Here is a 16,682-nt window from a genome sequence, read left to right as displayed (position 1 = left end):
TCGGCAAGAGCGAAGGCGTGCGCTTCGCCTTCCCGCACGCCATTCGCGACGCCCGGGGCAGGCTGATTCAGGACGGCCGCTTGTACGTGTTCACCACCCGCGCCGACACCATCATGGGCGTGACTTTCTGCGCCGTGGCCCCCGAGCATCCGCTCGCCGCGCATGCCGCGCAAGACAACCCGGCACTCGCCGCCTTCATCGCGCGCTGCCAGCAGGGCGGCACCACCGAGGCCGAACTCGCCCTGAAGGACAAGGAAGGCATGCCCACGGGCTTGAGCGTCGAGCATCCGCTCACGGGCGAGCCCGTGCCGGTGTGGGTCGGCAACTACGTGCTGATGAGCTATGGCGACGGCGCGGTGATGGGCGTGCCGGCGCACGACGAGCGCGACTTCGCTTTTGCGCGCAAATACGGCCTGGCCATTCGCCAGGTCGTTGCCATCGAGGGCGAAGCCTTCTCATCGGAAACCTGGGCCGACTGGTACGGCGACAAGCAGCGCGGCGTCTGCACCCACTCCGCCATGCTCGACGGCCTGCCCTACAAGTCCGCCGTCGACAAGGTGGCCGAACTGCTCGCCGCGAAGGGCCTGGGCGAAAAGAAGACCACTTGGCGCCTGCGCGACTGGGGCATATCGCGCCAGCGCTACTGGGGCACGCCGATTCCCGTCATCCACTGCGACGCCTGCGGCACGGTTCCCGTGCCTGAAAAGGACCTGCCGGTGGTGCTGCCGGAAAATCTCATCCCCGACGGCAGCGGCAACCCGCTGCTCAAGTGCGCGGAATTCGTCAACGTGCCCTGCCCGCAATGCGGCAAGCCGGCGCGGCGCGAGACCGACACCATGGACACCTTCGTCGACTCGTCCTGGTATTTCATGCGCTACACCTGCGCCGACAACCACGGCGCGATGGTCGACGCGCGCACCGATTACTGGATGCCGATGGACCAGTACATCGGCGGCATCGAGCACGCCATCCTGCACTTGCTGTACGCCCGCTTCTGGACCAAGGTGATGCGCGACCTCGGGCTGGTGAAGGCCGACGAGCCGTTCAAACGCCTGCTCACGCAAGGCATGGTGCTCAACCACATCTATTCGCGCAAAACCGCGCAGGGCGGGATCGAATACTTCTGGCCGCACGAGGTGGACAACGTGCTCGACGCGCAGGGCAAGATCGTGGGCGCGAAGCTGAAAAGCGACGGCTCCGCCGTGGACTATGGCGGCGTCGGCACCATGAGCAAAAGCAAGAACAACGGCGTCGATCCGCAGGACCTGATCGATCGCTACGGCGCCGACACCGCGCGCCTGTTCACCATGTTCGCCGCTCCGCCCGAAGCCACGCTGGAATGGAACGACGCTGCCGTGGAGGGCGCGCACCGCTTCCTGCGGCGCGTATGGGCCTTGGGCGCCAAGCTGCATGAATGGGCCGATGACCATCGCAACGACGTGAGCGACGATGCTCGCACCGTGCGCCGCGAAGTCCATCAGATCCTGCAGCAAGTGAGCTTCGACTACGGCCGCATGCAATACAACACCGTGGTGTCCGGCGCGATGAAATTGCTCAATGCGCTCGAAAGCGCGGCTCCGCGCTGCGCCGGAATGCCTGCCGTTCTGCGCGAAGGCTACGGCATCCTCCTGCGCGTGCTCTACCCAGCCACCCCCCATATCGCCCACGCGTTGTGGCAGGAACTCGGCTACGCCACCAAGCTCGGTGATTTGCTCGATGCGCCCTGGCCCCAGGTGGACAAGGCCGCGTTGATCCAAGATGAAGTCGAACTCGTGCTGCAGGTCAACGGCAAGCTGCGGGGCGCGCTGAAGGTTCCGGCCACGGCGGACAAGGCCGCCATCGAGGCCGCCGCGCTGGCCAGCCCCGAGTTCGCCAAGCATGCCGAAGGCAGGCCCGCGAAAAAGGTGGTGGTCGTCCCCGGACGCCTCGTCAATGTGGTGGTGTGAAGACGGCCCGCCCCCATCCAGCGACAATACGCGCATGATGCGACACCGCTGCGGCCTCGCCCTCGCCCTGCTGATCGCCCTGGCACTGACAGGCTGCGGGTTCCACCTGCGCGGCTCCACCAATCTGGCGTTCTCGAGCCTGGCGGTGCAGGGGCCGGACGGACCTTTCCTGATCGACCTCAAGCGCCAGATCGCTTCCACCACCTCGACCCGCATCGTGGCCGATCCGAAGCTGGCGCAGGCCGTCTTCACCCTGCTCGCCGACAGCCCGACCCAGGTGCCGCTGGCCTACAACGCCGACGGCACGGTGGCGCAGTACCAGTTGCGCGAAACCGTGCAGTTCCAGCTCGCGACGCCCTCGGGGCAGATGCTCATTCCGCCGACCTCGATCACCCAGACCAGCAGCCTGAGCTACAGCACCGCGGCGACACTGGCCAAGGCCAACGAGGCCGACTTGCTCTACCGCGGCATGCGCCAGGATTTGGTCAACCGCATCATGTTCCAGATGGCGGCCGCGCGGCCGGCCGCCTCGGCCCCCGCGCCGGCGGCGCCCTGATGTTCGACGCTCCAAGTCCGCGCCCATGCTGATTCGCGCCGACCAACTCCAAGCCCGGCTGGATTCCGGCCTGCGCGGGCCCTATATGGTCTTTGGCGACGAACTGCTGCTGGTGAACGAGGCGGTGGACGCCATTCGCGCCGCGGCGCAGGCGGCGGGCTACGGGGTGCGGGAGCAGCATCAAGTCGAGCGCGGTTTCGACTGGGACGAACTGCTGGCCCAAAGCCGCGAGATGAGCCTGTTCGGCGAACGCAAGCTGATCGAGGTCCGCATCCCCACCGGCAAACCCGGACGCGACGGCGCCCAGGCCCTGGCGGCGCTGGCGCAGGAGGCCTCCAGCGACGTGCTGGTCCTCGTGCTGCTGCCCAGGCTGGACGCCGCCGCGCAGAAATCCGACTGGTTCTCCCGCCTCGCCGAGGCAGGCACGGCGGTGCGCGTGGACACCGTGGAACCCGAACAGCTCGGCGCCTGGATGCGCGCACGCCTGGCGCGCCACGGCCTGCGCATCGCCGCCGGTCCTGCAGGACAGGCCTGCCTGGATCTGCTGGTGGCGCGCACCGAGGGCAATCTGCTCGCCGCGCATCAGGAAGTGGAAAAACTCGCGTTGCTGCTGGATCCGGGTGAACTCGATCCCGCGCAAGTCGAAGACCTGGTGCAGGACGCGGCGCGCTACGGCGTGTTCCGCCTGGGCGAGGCGCTGCTGGCCGGCGACATCGCCCGCCTCGTGCGCATGCTCGACGGCCTGCAAGGCGAAGGCGTGGCCCCAGTGTTGGCGCATTGGTCCTTGGCCGAGGAAACGCGCGCCTGGCTGCGCCTGCGCCAGGGGCTCGATGCCGGGGAGAGCTTCGCCACGCTGGCGCGCGCCAATCGCATCTGGGGGCCGAAGGAAAAGCTGCTGCAGCGCGCGCTGCCACGCCTGAATCTGCCCCTGCTGGAGGGTCTGCTGCTGCGCGCCGCCGAATGCGATCGTGCCGTCAAGGGCTTGCGCCCCGCAGGCGTCCCGCATCAGCCCTGGGAGGCCGTGCGCCACCTCGCCCTGGCGATGGCCCAGGCGGTGTCGCCTCAGCCGGCCGCCAGCGCGCACGGAGCGCGCCTGGTGTTGCTGGCCGCCGGCTGAAGCGGACGCGATCCCCAGGCCCCGAGCCGGCGCGGGTGCGGCGCGGCCCGTTTACAGCCCGACACCAAAAGCCCCGCGGGCCAGGGGAATTTCCTCGGGCGACCTGATTCAGACTGGGTTTATGCCGCCTCCGACCATCATGCCGAACCCCAAGGTCCGCGTCTTTCTCCAGCCGCTCGTCATCGCCGCCTGCGCCGCCACGGTCACGGCGCAGGCCGCGCCACCCGCCGCATTCACCGGCGCGGGGCCGGACGACGTGATGCGGGCGCTGCCGCGGCAGCGCGACGCGCAGGCCCTGCTGCTGCAAACCCAGACCACGACACGCGCCGGACTGGCGCAGTCGTGGGCGGCGCAGCTGCGTCAGCTCGCGAGGGTGCTGCGCGCGATCGACCTGCAGCAGGTCAAGCACGCGCGGACCGGGACTGAAGCCCTGTGCAGCACGGCGCATTGGAGCGCCGGCCCGGCCTCGCCCTGCGCAGCGGTTGTCGCCGCCCGCCACTTCTTGAAGGCCGCCTACGTCGGCGCACTGGACTACGAGAAATTGCGTTTTCCGGGCATCGACGGGGCCTTCCCCGCAGCCACCGCTGGCGCCCCCCTGCAGGGCGGCAGCTTCATCGGCCCCCAGGGCAGTCGCGTGCTGCTGGTCAACCTCGGCGCCAAACCCATCCGAGTCGATCTCGGCCATTGGGCCAGCGCCAAGCCCGCGCTGCAGCAAGCCTGGCTGAAACGCTCCGCCGGCGCGGCCGGCGCCCGGCTGCGGCAGCGCGTGAGCGTCGGCGCGCAGTCGCCGATCATGCTGCCGCCCGAGTCCGTCAGCGTGATCGGCTAGGGCCTGTTCACGCCATTTCTGCATCCGCGCCGGGCTTGCCCGGGGAGGCCCATTCGCGCAGCGTCGGAATGTCGACCACCCCGCTCCAGGCTTGCCCCATCACGCGGCCCTGCGCCGGATGGTCTGCATCGCCGAGCCCGTCGAGCTGCGCCAGCGCCCCGGGGAACATGTCGCGCGCCGTGTAGGCTCCCGTGGTGACCACGGTGCGCAGACCCGCGGCATCCGCGGCTTTCCAGCCGTTGGTGGAATCCTCGAAGGCCAGACACTGAGAAGGTGCGAGCCGCATCCGCTCCAGCACCCAGGCGTAAATGCCCGGGTCGGGTTTCTTGCGCGGCACGGCGTCGCCCGCGCCGATGCACTCGAACATGGCCATGCCGCTTGAACCGAGCGTGGCATGCAGCAGGGCTTCGACGTTGTCCGGCGTCGTGGTGGTCGCGATGGCCAGGCGCAAGCCCGCCTCTCGAGCCTGCTGCAGCAGCCTGGCCACACCCGGGCGCAACTGAATGCCGCCCTCGGCCACCAGGCGCACGTAATGCGTGGTTTTGAGCCGGTGCAGTTCGGCAACGAGGGCGCGGGCTTGCGGGCCTGACGCCGCCTCGGCGTCCAGTCCTTGCCAATAGTGCAGCATGCGCTCCTTGCCGCCGGTGACGGCAAGCAGGCGGCCATAGGTTTCCACGTCCCAGTGCCAGGCCAGCCCGGCGTCGGCGAAGGCCTGATTAAAGGCGATGCGGTGGCCGTCGCGCTCGGTTTCGGCAAGCGTGCCGTCGACGTCGAAAATGAGAGCTTTCAGTCCTGACATGAAGTTTCCTGAGTTGGATGGGCGCCACGCCGCCGAATCGCCGTGAACCCGCGGCGGCGCCGCCAGCCTTGCTCGCCGCGCGAACAAGGCCATAGGCCGGCTCTCAGGCCGCGTCCTTCCACTTGATGGAGCAACCGATGCTCGGGTATTGCTCGTCCGGACCGCGGCCGGTTTCGGCGATCTGACGCATCGCCTCGAACAGGTCGCGCCGCGCGTCCGCGGGAGCCGATTGCTTGCGCGAGGCGTCGAGTTGGCCGCGGTATTCGAGTTTCAGGTCGGCGTTGAAACCGAAGAAATCCGGGGTGCAAACCGCACCGTAGGCCTTCGCCACCTGCTGGGTTTCATCGTACAGATAGGGGAAGTCGAAGCCATGCTTTTGCGCGAAGATCTTCATGTTGTCGAATGAATCCTCGGGGTAGGCGTTGGCGTCGTTGCTGTTGATCGCCACCGTGTGCACGCCGAACGCGCGCAGCGCCTCGGTGTCGCGTTTGATGCGCGCGGCGACCGCCTGGACATAGGGGCAGTGGTTGCAGATGAACATCACCAGGGTGCCCCTGGGCCCGCGCACATCCTCCAGGCTCGTGTTGCGCCCGTCGATGCCGGGCAACGAAAATCCGGGCGCTTGGAACCCGCGCTGCAAGGGGTCGGCTGTTGCGGCCATGACGATAGCTCCTGAATGGCTGGGTCGAATTCGACGACGCAGACGAAAACCCCGGCGGGCGCCGGGGATCGGGTCGAGACGGGATTGGGACGCGATCAGTTGATTTTCGGATCGAGTTCGCCCTTGTCGTAGCGCTTGACCATGGCTTCCAGATTGATCGGTTTGATCTTGGAGGCATGGCCCGCGGTGCCGAACGCGACGTAGCGCGCCTTGCAGATGTCCTTCATGGCCTTGGTGGAAGCGATGAGGAATTTGCGCGGGTCGAACTCCCTCTTGTTCTCGGCGAGGAATTTGCGGGTGGCGCCGGTGGAGGCCATGCGCAGATCGGTGTCGATGTTGACCTTGCGCACGCCGTGCTTGATGCCTTCGACGATCTCCTCGACCGGCACGCCATAGGTCTCGCCCATGTCGCCGCCGTACTCGTTGATGATCTTGAGCCATTCCTGCGGCACCGAGGACGAGCCGTGCATCACCAGGTGGGTGTTGGGAATGCGGGCATGGATTTCCTTGATGCGGCCGATGGCGAGGATGTCGCCGGTCGGGGGACGGGTGAATTTGTAGGCGCCATGGCTGGTGCCGATGGCGATGGCCAGCGCGTCCACGTGCGTCTTCTTCACGAAGTCGGCCGCTTCCTCGGGGTCGGTGAGCAGCTGGCTGTGGTCCAGCGTGCCCTCGGCGCCGATGCCGTCTTCCTCGCCGGCCTGGCCGGTCTCGAGGGAGCCCAGGCAGCCCAGCTCGCCTTCGACCGACACGCCGCAGGCGTGCGACATCTCCACCGTGCGGCGGGTGACGTCGACGTTGTACTCGTAAGTGGTCGGCGTCTTGCCGTCCTCGCCGAGCGAGCCGTCCATCATCACCGACGAGAAGCCGAGCTGGATCGAGCGCTGGCACACGGCGGGACTGGTGCCGTGGTCCTGGTGCATGACGACGGGGATATGGGGAAACTCCTCGATCGCCGCCAGGATGAGATGGCGCAGGAAGGGGGCGCCGGCGTATTTGCGCGCGCCGGCCGAGGCCTGCACGATGACCGGCGAGTCAGTCTCGTCGGCGGCTTCCATGATGGCGCGCATCTGCTCGAGGTTGTTGACGTTGAAGGCGGGAACGCCGTAGCTGTGCTCGGCGGCATGGTCGAGCAGTTGACGCAGGGAAATGAGGGCCATGTCGGACTCCGGAAGAAAAGAGGTTGGCTGAACTTTAGGACAGCGGCATGCGCGCGCGCTGCTGCAGGATGTCGAACGCCGGGAGGGTCTTGCCTTCCAGCACTTCCAGGAAGGCGCCGCCTCCCGTGGAGATATAGCCGATTTTGTCGGCGATGCCATATTTGGCGATCGCCGCCAGGGTGTCGCCGCCGCCGGCGATGGAGAAGCCGGGGCTTTCGGCAATGGCGCGCGCCAGGGTTTCGGTGCCTTTGGAGAAGGCGTCGAACTCGAACACGCCGACCGGGCCATTCCAGACGATGGTTCCGGCCGCCTTGAGCTTTTCGGCCAGCTTGGCGGCGGTCCTCGGGCCGATGTCCAGAATGAGGTCATCGGCCGCGACGTCCTTCGCCTCCTTCACCGTGGCCTGCGCCGTGGGACTGAACGCCTTGGCCACGACAACGTCCTCGGGGATGGGCACTTCGGCGCCGCGCGCCTTCATCTTGTCCATCACCTTGCGGGCATCGGCCACCAGATCCGGCTCGGCCAGGCTCTTGCCGATGGGCAGGCCGGCGGCCAGCATGAAGGTATTGGCGATGCCGCCGCCGACGATGAGGCCGTCCACCTTGTCGGCCAGGCTCTGCAGGATGGTGAGCTTGGTCGACACCTTGGAACCCGCGACGATGGCCACCAGCGGGCGCCTGGGTTCGGCCAACGCGCGGTTGACGGCGTCGATCTCGGCGGCGAGCAGCGGGCCGGCGCACGCGACGGACGTGTATTTGGCGATGCCGAAGGTGCTGGCCTCGGCACGGTGCGCGGTGCCGAAGGCGTCGTGCACGAAGATGTCGGCGAGCTTGGCCATTTTCTGGGCCAGCGCGTCGTCGTTCTTTTTCTCGCCCTTGTTCAGACGGCAGTTCTCCAGCAGCACCACCTCGCCGGGGCGAACCTGGAATCCGCCGTCCACCCAGTGGCTCACCAGGGGAACGGGGCGGCCAAGCAGCTCGGACAAGCGCTTGGCGACCGGGGCCAGCGAATCCTCGGGCTTGAACTCGCCTTCGGTGGGACGGCCCAGATGCGAAGTGAGCATCACGGCGGCGCCGGCGTTGAGGGCCATCTCGATGGCGGGCACCGAGGCGCGCACGCGCGTGTCCTCGGTGATTTCACCCTGCTCGTTGAGCGGCACGTTCAGGTCGGCGCGGATGAACACGCGCTTGTCCTGCGCGAAGCCGCGTTTGCAGATTTCTTCGAAGGTCAGGATATGCATCAGGCTGCTCCTCGTGTGGCGAAGCGCCGCCGCGCGCAGGCGGCGCGCAGCGGCGGCAAGGCCTTCTTAGTGGGTGGCGACGTGCTTGACGAAGCGCATCATGTTGCAGGTGTAGCCGTATTCGTTGTCGTACCACGAGACGACCTTGACGAAGGTCGAATCGAGCGCGATGCCGGCCTCGGCATCGAACACCGAGGGCGTCGAGCAGCCGCGGAAATCGGTGGACACCACCTTCTCGTCGGTATAGCCGAGCACGCCTTTGAGCGGGCCCTCGGAAGCCGCCTTCATGGCCTTGCAGATGTCTTCGTACGACGCCTCTTTCACCAGTTCGGCCGTCAGGTCGACCACGGATACGTCCGAGGTCGGCACGCGAAAAGCCATGCCGGTGAGCTTCTTGTTCAGTTCGGGAATGACCTTGCCCACGGCCTTGGCCGCGCCGGTGGATGAGGGAATGATGTTTTCGAGGATGCCGCGGCCACCGCGCCAGTCCTTGCTGGAAGGACCGTCCACGGTCTTTTGCGTCGCCGTGGCGGCATGCACGGTGCTCATGAGACCGCGCTTGATGCCGAAGTTGTCGTTCAGCACCTTGGCCACCGGCGCGAGACAGTTGGTGGTGCACGAAGCGGCGGAGACGATGCGCTCGCCGGCGTACTTGGCGTGGTTCACGCCGTAGACGAACATGGGCGTTTCGTCCTTCGACGGCGCCGATTGCACGACCTTCTTGGCGCCCGCGTCGATGTGCTTCTGGCAGGTGTCCAGGGTCAGGAAGAAGCCGGTGGCCTCGATCACGACGTCGGCGCCGACGTCGCCCCACTTGAGCGCGGACGGATCGCGTTCGGCGGTGAGGCGGATTTTCTTGCCGTTGACCACCAGGTGATTGCCCTCGACGCCGACATCGCCCTTGAATCGTCCATGCACCGAGTCGTACTGCAGCATGTAGGCGAGATAGTCGGGTTCGAGCAGATCGTTGATGCCGACGATTTCAATGTCGCTGAACTCGGCTTCCTTCGCGACGGCGCGGAACGCCATGCGTCCGATGCGGCCGAAACCATTGATGGCAACGCGAATAGTCATGGAAATCACTCCTTGCTTGATGGTGGATGGTGGGGATGGTGGAAGGGGATCCGCCGCCGGCTCAGGCCGTGCACGCGTGCGGCGCGCCGGCCGCGACGGCCTCGGCCACGGCGGCGATGGTGGGAATGATGCGATCCGGACGGGCCTGCGCGATGGGGTGGCCGAGGTTGTAACCATACGGCACCGCCCAGATCGGCACGCCCGCGGCGCGCGCAGTGTCCACGTCGATCTGCGAATCGCCGACGAAGAGGGCGCGCGCGGCGGGCACCTTCAGCGCATCCAGGCAATAGCGCACCGGCAGCGGGTCCGGTTTCTTCGCCGCCAAGGTGTCGCCGGCGATCACCATGTCGAAGAAATGGCGGATCTGGTGGGCCATCAGCACGGTGGTGGTGAAGCGCTGCTCCTTGTTGGTGACCACGGCCATGCGGACCTGGGCCTGGCGCAGCGCGCGCAGGCTTTCCAGCACGCAGGGGTAGAGCCTGCTGCGCGTGCCGCAGCGCTGTTCGTAGAACACGGTGAAACGCGGCATCAGCTTGTCCATGGTGCCGGCGCGGCGCACGGTGTCGACCGCGATCTGCGCCGAGAACGCATAGGCCTGGGTCATCAGCTCGCGCGTGCCGTGGCCGATCCAGGTGGAGATCAGATCCTCACCCACCTCGGGAAGCCCCTGCTCGCGCAGCAGATCGTTGACGGCATCGGCGATCTCCGGCGCCGTTTGCACCAGCGTGCCGTCGAGGTCGAACATCACGAGATCGAACATGGCTGTCTGACGCGATGCAGGTTCAGTTCATCGACCGCACGACGTTGCCGTCCTCGGCCTCGTGGCGCGCGGCGTGCATGCGCAGCACGGCCTGCGCCACCTCGGCGGTGTGCTCGGCTGTGATCTTGAAGTGCTTGTACAGATCCGCGATCGGCGCCGACTCGCCGAACGTGGCGATGCCGACCACGCCGCCGGACAGGCCGACATACTTGCGCCAGAAATCGGGCTGGGCGGCTTCGACGGCGACGCGCGGCACGAACAGCGGCAGCACGGTGTTGCGATAGGCCTCGTCCTGGCGATCGAAGACGTTGGTGCAGGGCATGGACACGACGCGCGCGGACACGCCCGCCTCGGCCAGCAGTTTCTGCGCCTTCAGCGCGATCTCGACCTCGGAACCGGTGGAGATCAGCACGACCTGCGGCTTGCCGCCCTCGGCATCGGCCAGCACATAGCCGCCGCGCGCCATCTGTGCCTCGACACCTTCGCGGTGCTGCGTGGCCGGAAGATTCTGGCGCGACAGCAGCAGGGCGCTGGGTCCGGTCTTGCGCTCGACCGCGCATTTCCAGGCCACCGCGGTTTCGAGCACGTCCGCCGGACGCCAGACGTCGAGGTTGGGGATGAGGCGCAGGCTGGGGGTCTGCTCGACGGCCTGGTGGGTCGGCCCGTCTTCGCCCAGGCCGATGGAGTCGTGCGAGAACACATGCACCACGCGCTGCTTCATCAGCGCGCTCATGCGCACGGCGTTGCGGGAGTAGTCCGAGAACATCAGGAAGGTGCCGCCATAGGGCAGGAAGCCCATGTGCAGCGCCATGCCGTTCATCATCGCGGCCATGCCGAATTCGCGCACCCCGTACGACAGGTAGTTCACCACCTCGCCGGCCTTGGCGTTGGCCCAGGGCTTGGAGTCCTTGACCGCGGTGAGATTGGAGCCGGTGAGGTCGGCCGAGCCGCCGAACATGCCGGGCAGCGCCGGAACCAGGGTTTCGAGGGCGATTTGCGAAGCCTTGCGCGTGGCGGTGGCGGCCGAGACGGCGCGCGCCTTGGCGTAGAGCGCCTGCACCGTTTCGCCCCAGTTGGCGGGCAGGTCGCCCGCCATGCGGCGCTTGAATTCGGCCGCCAGCGCCGGGTGCACCTTCTCGTAAGCGGCGAAGCGCTCGTTCCAGGCGGCCTCCAGCTTGGCGCCGCGCGCCTTGGCGTTCCAGGCGTCGTAGATGTCCTGCGGAACCTCGAACGGCCCGTACTCCCAGCCCAGCGCCTTGCGCGTGGCCTCGGCTTCGGCGCTACCCAGCGCCGAGCCATGCACGTCGTGCGTGCCGGCCTTGTGGGGCGAACCCCAGCCGATCGTGGTCTGGCAGATGATGAGCGTGGGCTTGTCGCCGCTGGTCTTGGCCTCGGCCGTAGCGCGCTCCACCGCCTGCGCGTCGTGGCCGTCGATCGGGCCGATCACGTTCCATCCGTAGGACTGGAAGCGCAGCACGGTGTTGTCGGTGAACCAATGCTCGACATGGCCATCGATCGAGATGCCGTTGTCGTCGTAATAGCAGATCAGCTTGTTGAGCTTGAGCGTGCCGGCCAGCGAGCAAACCTCGTGGCTGATGCCTTCCATCAGGCAGCCGTCGCCCAGGAACACATAGGTGTGGTGGTTGACGATTTCGTGGCCGGGCTGGTTGAACTTGCGCGCCAGCATCTGCTCGGCCAAGGCCATGCCGACGGCGTTGGCCAGGCCCTGACCGAGCGGGCCGGTGGTGGTTTCGACGCCGGGGGTGTAGCCGACCTCGGGGTGTCCAGGCGTCTTGCTGTGCAGCTGGCGGAAGCGCTTGAGCTCCTCGATGGGGAGGTCGTAGCCGGTGAGGTGGAGCAGGGCATAGATCAGCATCGAACCGTGGCCGTTGGACAGCACGAAACGGTCGCGGTCGGCCCAGTGCGGATTGGCCGGGTTGTGGTGCAGGTGGTTGCGCCACAGCACCTCGGCGATGTCGGCCATGCCCATGGGGGCGCCGGGATGGCCGCACTTCGCGGCTTCCACGCCATCGATGGCGAGAAAGCGGATGGCGTTGGCCAGGCGGCGGCGCTGGGTGGGATCGATGACGGGAAACAGTTCGTTGTGCGCGTTCATGGTTTCATCCTCGCAATGTGGGCGTGGCGGCTTCTGCAACCTGGGACCGGATCAGCCGGCACGGCGCTTGATGTCCATCAGGCGCAGGATCATGGGAGTGAAGATGAGCTGCATCGCGAGGCCCATCTTGCCGCCGGGCACGACCAGGGTGTTCGGCCGCGTCATCCAGGAGTCGTGCAGCATGGACACGAGGTAGGGGAAATCGATGCCGTGCGGATCGGCGAAGCGGATCACCACCATGCTCTCGTCCAGGCTGGGGATGTCCTTGGCGATGAAGGGGTTGGAGGTATCCACCGTCGGCACGCGCTGGAAGTTGACATGCGTGCGGGAGAACTGCGGCGTGATGTGATGCACGTAATCGGGCATGCGGCGCAGGATGGTGTCCATCACCGCCTCCTGCGAATAGCCGCGCTGGATCTGGTCGCGATGCAGCTTCTGGATCCACTCGAGATTGATGATGGGCACCACGCCCACGAGCAGGTCGACCTGCGCCGCGACATTGATCTTGTCGTCCGCATAGCCGCCGTGCAGCCCTTCGTAGAACATCAGGTCCGAACCCGGCGCGATATCCTTCCAGTCGGTGAAGTTGCCCGGAGGGACGCCGTGCTCGGCGGCCTCGGCATCGTCATGGATGTATTTGCGCACCTTGCCGCCGCCAGTGGCGCCATAGGCCTTGAACACGTTCTCGAGTTCGCCCAGCAGGTTGGCCTCGGGGCCGAAGTGGCTGAAATTGCGGTTGCCGGAGGCCTCCTGCTTTTTCATCTCCTCGCGCATGTCCATGCGGTTGTACTTGTGGAAGGAGTCGCCCTCGACGATTTGCGCGGTGAGTTTTTCGCGACGAAAGATGTGCTGGAAACTGCGCATCACCGTGGTGGTGCCGGCTCCCGACGAACCCGTGATGGCAATGATGGGGTGTTTGGCTGACATGGCGTGAAGGTGCGAGATGGAAAACCGGATGGCCGCCGCAGCGAACCTGGGCCCGCTGCGGCGCGACGAAACGACTGGGAATGAGACGGACGACGCGCCGGTCAGGCCCGCGCATCGTCGCTGTATAGGGAACGATCTTTGAACAGCGGCGACACGAACGGCTTGTCCTCGCCGCTATCGTATTCCCGGTGATAGCGCTCGAGCCGCTCGATTTCGTTCTTCGAACCCAGCATCACCGGCACGCGCTGGTGCAGCGAGGTCGGCGGCACGGACATGATCCGGGCGCGTCCGGTGGACGCGGCGCCGCCGGCCTGCTCGACGATGAAACCGATCGGATTGGCTTCGTACATCAGGCGCAGGCGGCCGGGCTTGCTCAGATCCTTGGTGTCCTTGGGATACATGAAGATGCCGCCACGCATCAGAATGCGGTGCACGTCGGCCACCATCGAGGCGATCCAGCGCATGTTGAAGTCGCGGCCGCGGTCCCCGGTCTTGCCGGCCTTGCATTCGGCGACATAGCGCTGCACGGGCGGCTCCCAGAAGCGCTCGTTGCTGGCATTGATGGCGAACTCGCTGGTGTCCTCGGGAATCTTGAGGTCCGGGTGCGTGAGGATGAAATTGCCGATTTCGCGGTCCAGCGTGAAGCCGTGGGTGCCCTTGCCCACGGTGAGGACCATCATCGTGGCCGGGCCGTAGATGGCATAGCCGGCCGCCACCTGCTCCACGCCCGGACGCAGGTAGTCGGCCGTGGCGGGATCGCCGATCTTGGTGTGGCGCAGCACGGAAAAGATCGTGCCCACCGAGACGTTCACGTCGATGTTGGACGAACCATCGAGCGGATCGAACACCAGCAGGTAAGGGCCGCGTTCGAATTCCTTGGGCAAGGTGTAGGGATCATCCATTTCCTCGGAGGCCATGCCGGCCACCAGACCACCCCATTCGCAGGCCTGGATCATCGCGTCGTTGGAGAGCACGTCGAGCTTCTTCTGGGTCTCACCTTGCACGTTCTCGGTCCCCAGCGAGCCGAGGAAGCCTCCCAGCGCACCCTTGGCCGTCATCGAAGCGATCGACTTGACGGCGGCCGTCACGTCGATCAACAAGGCGGCCAAATCGGCCTGGTCTTCCGCACCGCGCAGTTGCTCGATGAGAAATTTGGAAATGGTGGTGCGGCCTTGCTGCATGGTGAGTCTCCAGGTTCGAAATTCTCGGGTGGCGGATCCCGCCACGAGGGCAGAGTTGCTGCGCTGCCTGACCCAGGAGGGCGCCGTTCGGGCGGGTCCTGCCGGGGTCTGTCAACGCAACCTGCTTCGGATGCAATCGTCCGCCGGGGGATCGTTGCGCCGATTGTGTGGGGCGCCGTTGCACCGCATCGCTGGCGCCGTAGACGGCAGGATCGGGCCGACTGACATGCGCCGCAAAGGCCGGCCCCGAACAGCTTTTTCAAAAAACCTGGACTCCCTGACCTCGATCCAGGACGCTTGAAAAAGCCCGCAGCCAGAATTAACGGAGACTCGCATGAACAGAACACTGCGACTGCGGTAAAAGCTCATCGGTTTCCCTCAGAGCCCGTTCACAACCATGCGGACGCCGCCTTTTCGCCTGGCGACTGCCCCAATCAGTTTGGTGAATCAACACCGAATTCAGGTGCAACTCTCTTGCCTACAAATATAAGTCACGACTCAATTAAGGTAAATTCACAATTTCTTGATTGTCGATTCAGAAAGTCTGATGAAAAATGTCACCCTGCGCCAATTGCGCGTGTTCGTGGCCGCGGCGCGGCACCTGAATTTTGGCAAGGCCGCCAAAGAACTGCACCTGACACCGCCTGCCATCTCGATGCAGATTCGCGACCTGGAAACCCAGGTCGGGCTGCCGCTGTTCGAGCGCAGCGGCAAGTCCGTCAGCCTGACCGTCACCGGAGAATACCTGCTGGTGTACGCGCGGCGCATGCTGTCAACCCTGAAGGACGCCGAGGACGCGCTGGCGCGATTCCGCGGCCTGCAGTCGGGGCGGCTGACCATCGGCATGGTCAGCACAGCCAAGTATTTCGTGCCCCGCCTGCTCAAGCTGTTTCGCGAGGAGCATCCGAATATCGAGGTTCGGCTGGTGGTCGGCAACCGCGAACAGCTCGTGTCGCAGATGCAGCGCAACGAGCTCGATCTGGCCATCATGGGCCGCCCGCCGCGCGAGATCGCCACCCGGGCCGAACCCTTCGCCGCGCACCCGCTCGGGGTGATTTGCGCCCCCGACCATCCGCTGATGGGCAGCGCGCAGTGCGCGGCCACGACCCTGTCCAACTTCAGCTTCATCATCCGCGAATCCGGCTCGGGCACGCGCACGGCCATGGAGGAATACCTGCGCGAGCATCGCGTGGAAGTCCGCATCGCGATGGAACTGGCCAGCAACGAAACCATCAAGCAGGCCGTGATGTCGGGCATGGGCGTGAGCTTCCTCTCGCTGCACAGCATCGGCATGGAACTGCGCAACGGGCTCATCGGCGTGCCGGACGTGGAAGGGCTGCCCCTGATTCGGCGCTGGCACGTGGTCAATACGTCCAGCAAGATGCTCTCGCCTTCGGCCGAAGCCTTCCGCTATTTCGTGCTCGAGCACGGAGAGGCTTACCTCGCGCAGGAATTCGGCAGTCTCCAGCCGCTCAGCCCCGTCGCCGCGCTCGCCGCGGCCGGCTCCGCCGGGGACGCGAAACCGGCGAAGGCGATGCCGGCGCCGCGCGTCAAGACCCCGTCGACAGGGCAGCCCAAGCCCCGAGCAACGCCAGCGGCGCCGTCTCGGCGCGCAAAACCCGCGGCCCCAGACTGACCGGGACGAACCCGGCACGCACGGCCAGGCTCGTTTCTTCCGGGCTCAAGCCGCCCTCGGGGCCGCTCAAAACGGTGAGCGCGCTCCAGCCCGCGGCCGCCCCGACCCACGCGGCGAAAGACAAGGCCTGGCCCTGGCCCGGCGCGGACAAGACACACCGCGCCACGGTGCCGGCCTGTGGCGGCAAGGAAGCAAGCCAGGCCTCGAGGCCTGCCGCGGCGTGAACCGCCGGGATGCGGTTGCGTCCGCACTGCTCGCAGGCGGCCTGCGCGATGGCCTGCCAATGCGCGGCGCGGCGCACGGCGCGCTCGCCTTCCAGGCGCAGCACGGTGCGGGATGTCATCAGCGGCTGCACGGCGGCCGCGCCCAGCTCGGTGGCTTTTTCCACCAGCCAATCCATGCGTTCGTTCGCCGGCATGCCCACGGCCAAGGTCACGGCGGGGGACAGTTCGCGCTCGACCGGCAGGTGGCGCAGGATCTCGACCCGCGCTGCGGGCGGCGGGTTGACCAGTCGCGCCTCCCATTCGCCGCCGCTGCCGTCGAACAGGACCAAGGCATCGCCCGCGCGCAGGCGCAGCGCCCGGGCGTGGCGAACGGCGGCGGGCGGCAAGTCGACCATGCCCGCGACCAACGGGCCCGAAAGATAAAGGCGCGGCATGGACGCTCGAATCCGCGCCGGC

General features: G+C 66.6%; 15 protein-coding genes. 5 read left to right on the top strand and 10 right to left on the bottom strand.

Features of this window, described 5'->3' with window-relative positions:
• The 4 genes from leuS to THIARS_RS04305 all read left to right on the top strand — a co-directional run.
• Positions 1-1,946, top strand: a 1,946-nt coding sequence (gene leuS / locus THIARS_RS04320; protein WP_094159629.1) for a leucine--tRNA ligase, incomplete at its 5' end; no start/stop codon positions are given.
• Between the two features lie 34 nt (positions 1,947-1,980).
• Positions 1,981-2,502: an LPS-assembly lipoprotein LptE gene (locus THIARS_RS04315; protein WP_245845506.1), complete on the top strand. Its 522-nt coding sequence runs from the start codon at positions 1,981-1,983 to the stop codon at positions 2,500-2,502.
• 25 nt (positions 2,503-2,527) lie between these two features.
• On the top strand, positions 2,528-3,619 hold the full coding sequence (gene holA / locus THIARS_RS04310; RefSeq protein ID WP_094159628.1) for a DNA polymerase III subunit delta: 1,092 nt from the start codon (positions 2,528-2,530) through the stop codon (positions 3,617-3,619).
• Between the two features lie 121 nt (positions 3,620-3,740).
• Positions 3,741-4,448, top strand: coding sequence for a hypothetical protein (locus THIARS_RS04305; protein ID WP_094159627.1), 708 nt, complete (start codon positions 3,741-3,743; stop codon positions 4,446-4,448).
• Between the two features lie 7 nt (positions 4,449-4,455).
• Here THIARS_RS04305 and THIARS_RS04300 read toward each other — a convergent pair whose 3' ends face one another.
• The 9 genes from THIARS_RS04300 to THIARS_RS04260 form a co-directional block, all read right to left on the bottom strand.
• The gene (locus THIARS_RS04300) at positions 4,456-5,247 is read right to left on the bottom strand and encodes an HAD family hydrolase (protein WP_094159626.1); all 792 of its coding nucleotides are present in this window, start codon (positions 5,245-5,247) and stop codon (positions 4,456-4,458) included.
• A gap of 103 nt (positions 5,248-5,350) precedes the next feature.
• Positions 5,351-5,908: a thioredoxin family protein gene (locus THIARS_RS04295; RefSeq protein ID WP_094159625.1), complete on the bottom strand. Its 558-nt coding sequence runs from the start codon at positions 5,906-5,908 to the stop codon at positions 5,351-5,353.
• Between the two features lie 95 nt (positions 5,909-6,003).
• Positions 6,004-7,068, bottom strand: coding sequence for a class II fructose-bisphosphate aldolase (fba, locus tag THIARS_RS04290; RefSeq protein ID WP_094159624.1), 1,065 nt, complete (start codon positions 7,066-7,068; stop codon positions 6,004-6,006).
• A 34-nt stretch (positions 7,069-7,102) separates the two neighbouring features.
• Positions 7,103-8,308 carry a phosphoglycerate kinase gene (locus THIARS_RS04285; protein WP_094159623.1) on the bottom strand — a complete coding sequence of 402 codons (1,206 nt, stop codon included), beginning with the start codon at positions 8,306-8,308 and terminating at the stop codon, positions 7,103-7,105.
• 66 nt (positions 8,309-8,374) lie between these two features.
• Complete coding sequence (gap, locus tag THIARS_RS04280; RefSeq protein WP_094159622.1) at positions 8,375-9,382, bottom strand: type I glyceraldehyde-3-phosphate dehydrogenase; 1,008 nt, start codon at positions 9,380-9,382, stop codon at positions 8,375-8,377.
• Positions 9,383-9,443: 61 nt separating this feature from the next.
• Positions 9,444-10,142, bottom strand: coding sequence for a phosphoglycolate phosphatase (gph, locus tag THIARS_RS04275; protein WP_094159621.1), 699 nt, complete (start codon positions 10,140-10,142; stop codon positions 9,444-9,446).
• Positions 10,143-10,164: 22 nt separating this feature from the next.
• Complete coding sequence (tkt, locus tag THIARS_RS04270) at positions 10,165-12,258, bottom strand: transketolase (protein ID WP_094159620.1); 2,094 nt, start codon at positions 12,256-12,258, stop codon at positions 10,165-10,167.
• A 51-nt stretch (positions 12,259-12,309) separates the two neighbouring features.
• Positions 12,310-13,185, bottom strand: a complete 876-nt coding sequence (locus THIARS_RS04265) for a phosphoribulokinase (protein WP_094159619.1) — start codon at positions 13,183-13,185, stop codon at positions 12,310-12,312.
• A gap of 101 nt (positions 13,186-13,286) precedes the next feature.
• On the bottom strand, positions 13,287-14,366 hold the full coding sequence (locus tag THIARS_RS04260; protein ID WP_094159618.1) for a class 1 fructose-bisphosphatase: 1,080 nt from the start codon (positions 14,364-14,366) through the stop codon (positions 13,287-13,289).
• Positions 14,367-14,913: 547 nt separating this feature from the next.
• Between THIARS_RS04260 and THIARS_RS04255 the strand changes: the two genes are divergently transcribed.
• Complete coding sequence (locus THIARS_RS04255) at positions 14,914-16,002, top strand: LysR family transcriptional regulator (protein ID WP_094159617.1); 1,089 nt, start codon at positions 14,914-14,916, stop codon at positions 16,000-16,002.
• Here the strand turns inward: THIARS_RS04255 and THIARS_RS04250 are convergent.
• Entirely contained in the window at positions 15,917-16,660 is a 744-nt protein-coding gene (locus THIARS_RS04250; protein ID WP_094159616.1) for a 16S rRNA (uracil(1498)-N(3))-methyltransferase, read from the bottom strand. The two genes, THIARS_RS04255 and THIARS_RS04250, sit on opposite strands and share 86 nt — an antisense overlap.
• Positions 16,661-16,682: the final 22 nt, after the last annotated feature.

Origin of the sequence: Thiomonas delicata (assembly GCF_900088825.1) — a bacterium.
Taxonomy (GTDB): domain Bacteria; phylum Pseudomonadota; class Gammaproteobacteria; order Burkholderiales; family Burkholderiaceae_C; genus Thiomonas_A; species Thiomonas_A delicata.
Note: the sequence above shows the minus strand (reverse complement) of the source record. Positions and strands in the feature narration are given on the sequence as shown.

Excerpts from the sequence above, each read along its gene's own strand:
- gap (WP_094159622.1), bottom strand. The coding sequence starts at position 9,382 with ATGACTATTCGCGTTGCCATCAATGGTTTCGGCCGCATCGGACGCATG.
- fba (WP_094159624.1), bottom strand. The coding sequence starts at position 7,068 with ATGGCCCTCATTTCCCTGCGTCAACTGCTCGACCATGCCGCCGAGCAC.
- gph (WP_094159621.1), bottom strand. The coding sequence starts at position 10,142 with ATGTTCGATCTCGTGATGTTCGACCTCGACGGCACGCTGGTGCAAACG.
- THIARS_RS04265 (WP_094159619.1), bottom strand. The coding sequence starts at position 13,185 with ATGTCAGCCAAACACCCCATCATTGCCATCACGGGTTCGTCGGGAGCC.
- tkt (WP_094159620.1), bottom strand. The coding sequence starts at position 12,258 with ATGAACGCGCACAACGAACTGTTTCCCGTCATCGATCCCACCCAGCGC.
- THIARS_RS04255 (WP_094159617.1), top strand. The coding sequence starts at position 14,914 with ATGAAAAATGTCACCCTGCGCCAATTGCGCGTGTTCGTGGCCGCGGCG.
- THIARS_RS04260 (WP_094159618.1), bottom strand. The coding sequence starts at position 14,366 with ATGCAGCAAGGCCGCACCACCATTTCCAAATTTCTCATCGAGCAACTG.
- THIARS_RS04315 (WP_245845506.1), top strand. The coding sequence starts at position 1,981 with ATGATGCGACACCGCTGCGGCCTCGCCCTCGCCCTGCTGATCGCCCTG.
- THIARS_RS04305 (WP_094159627.1), top strand. The coding sequence starts at position 3,741 with ATGCCGCCTCCGACCATCATGCCGAACCCCAAGGTCCGCGTCTTTCTC.
- THIARS_RS04295 (WP_094159625.1), bottom strand. The coding sequence starts at position 5,908 with ATGGCCGCAACAGCCGACCCCTTGCAGCGCGGGTTCCAAGCGCCCGGA.
- THIARS_RS04250 (WP_094159616.1), bottom strand. The coding sequence starts at position 16,660 with ATGCCGCGCCTTTATCTTTCGGGCCCGTTGGTCGCGGGCATGGTCGAC.
- THIARS_RS04285 (WP_094159623.1), bottom strand. The coding sequence starts at position 8,308 with ATGCATATCCTGACCTTCGAAGAAATCTGCAAACGCGGCTTCGCGCAG.
- THIARS_RS04300 (WP_094159626.1), bottom strand. The coding sequence starts at position 5,247 with ATGTCAGGACTGAAAGCTCTCATTTTCGACGTCGACGGCACGCTTGCC.
- holA (WP_094159628.1), top strand. The coding sequence starts at position 2,528 with ATGCTGATTCGCGCCGACCAACTCCAAGCCCGGCTGGATTCCGGCCTG.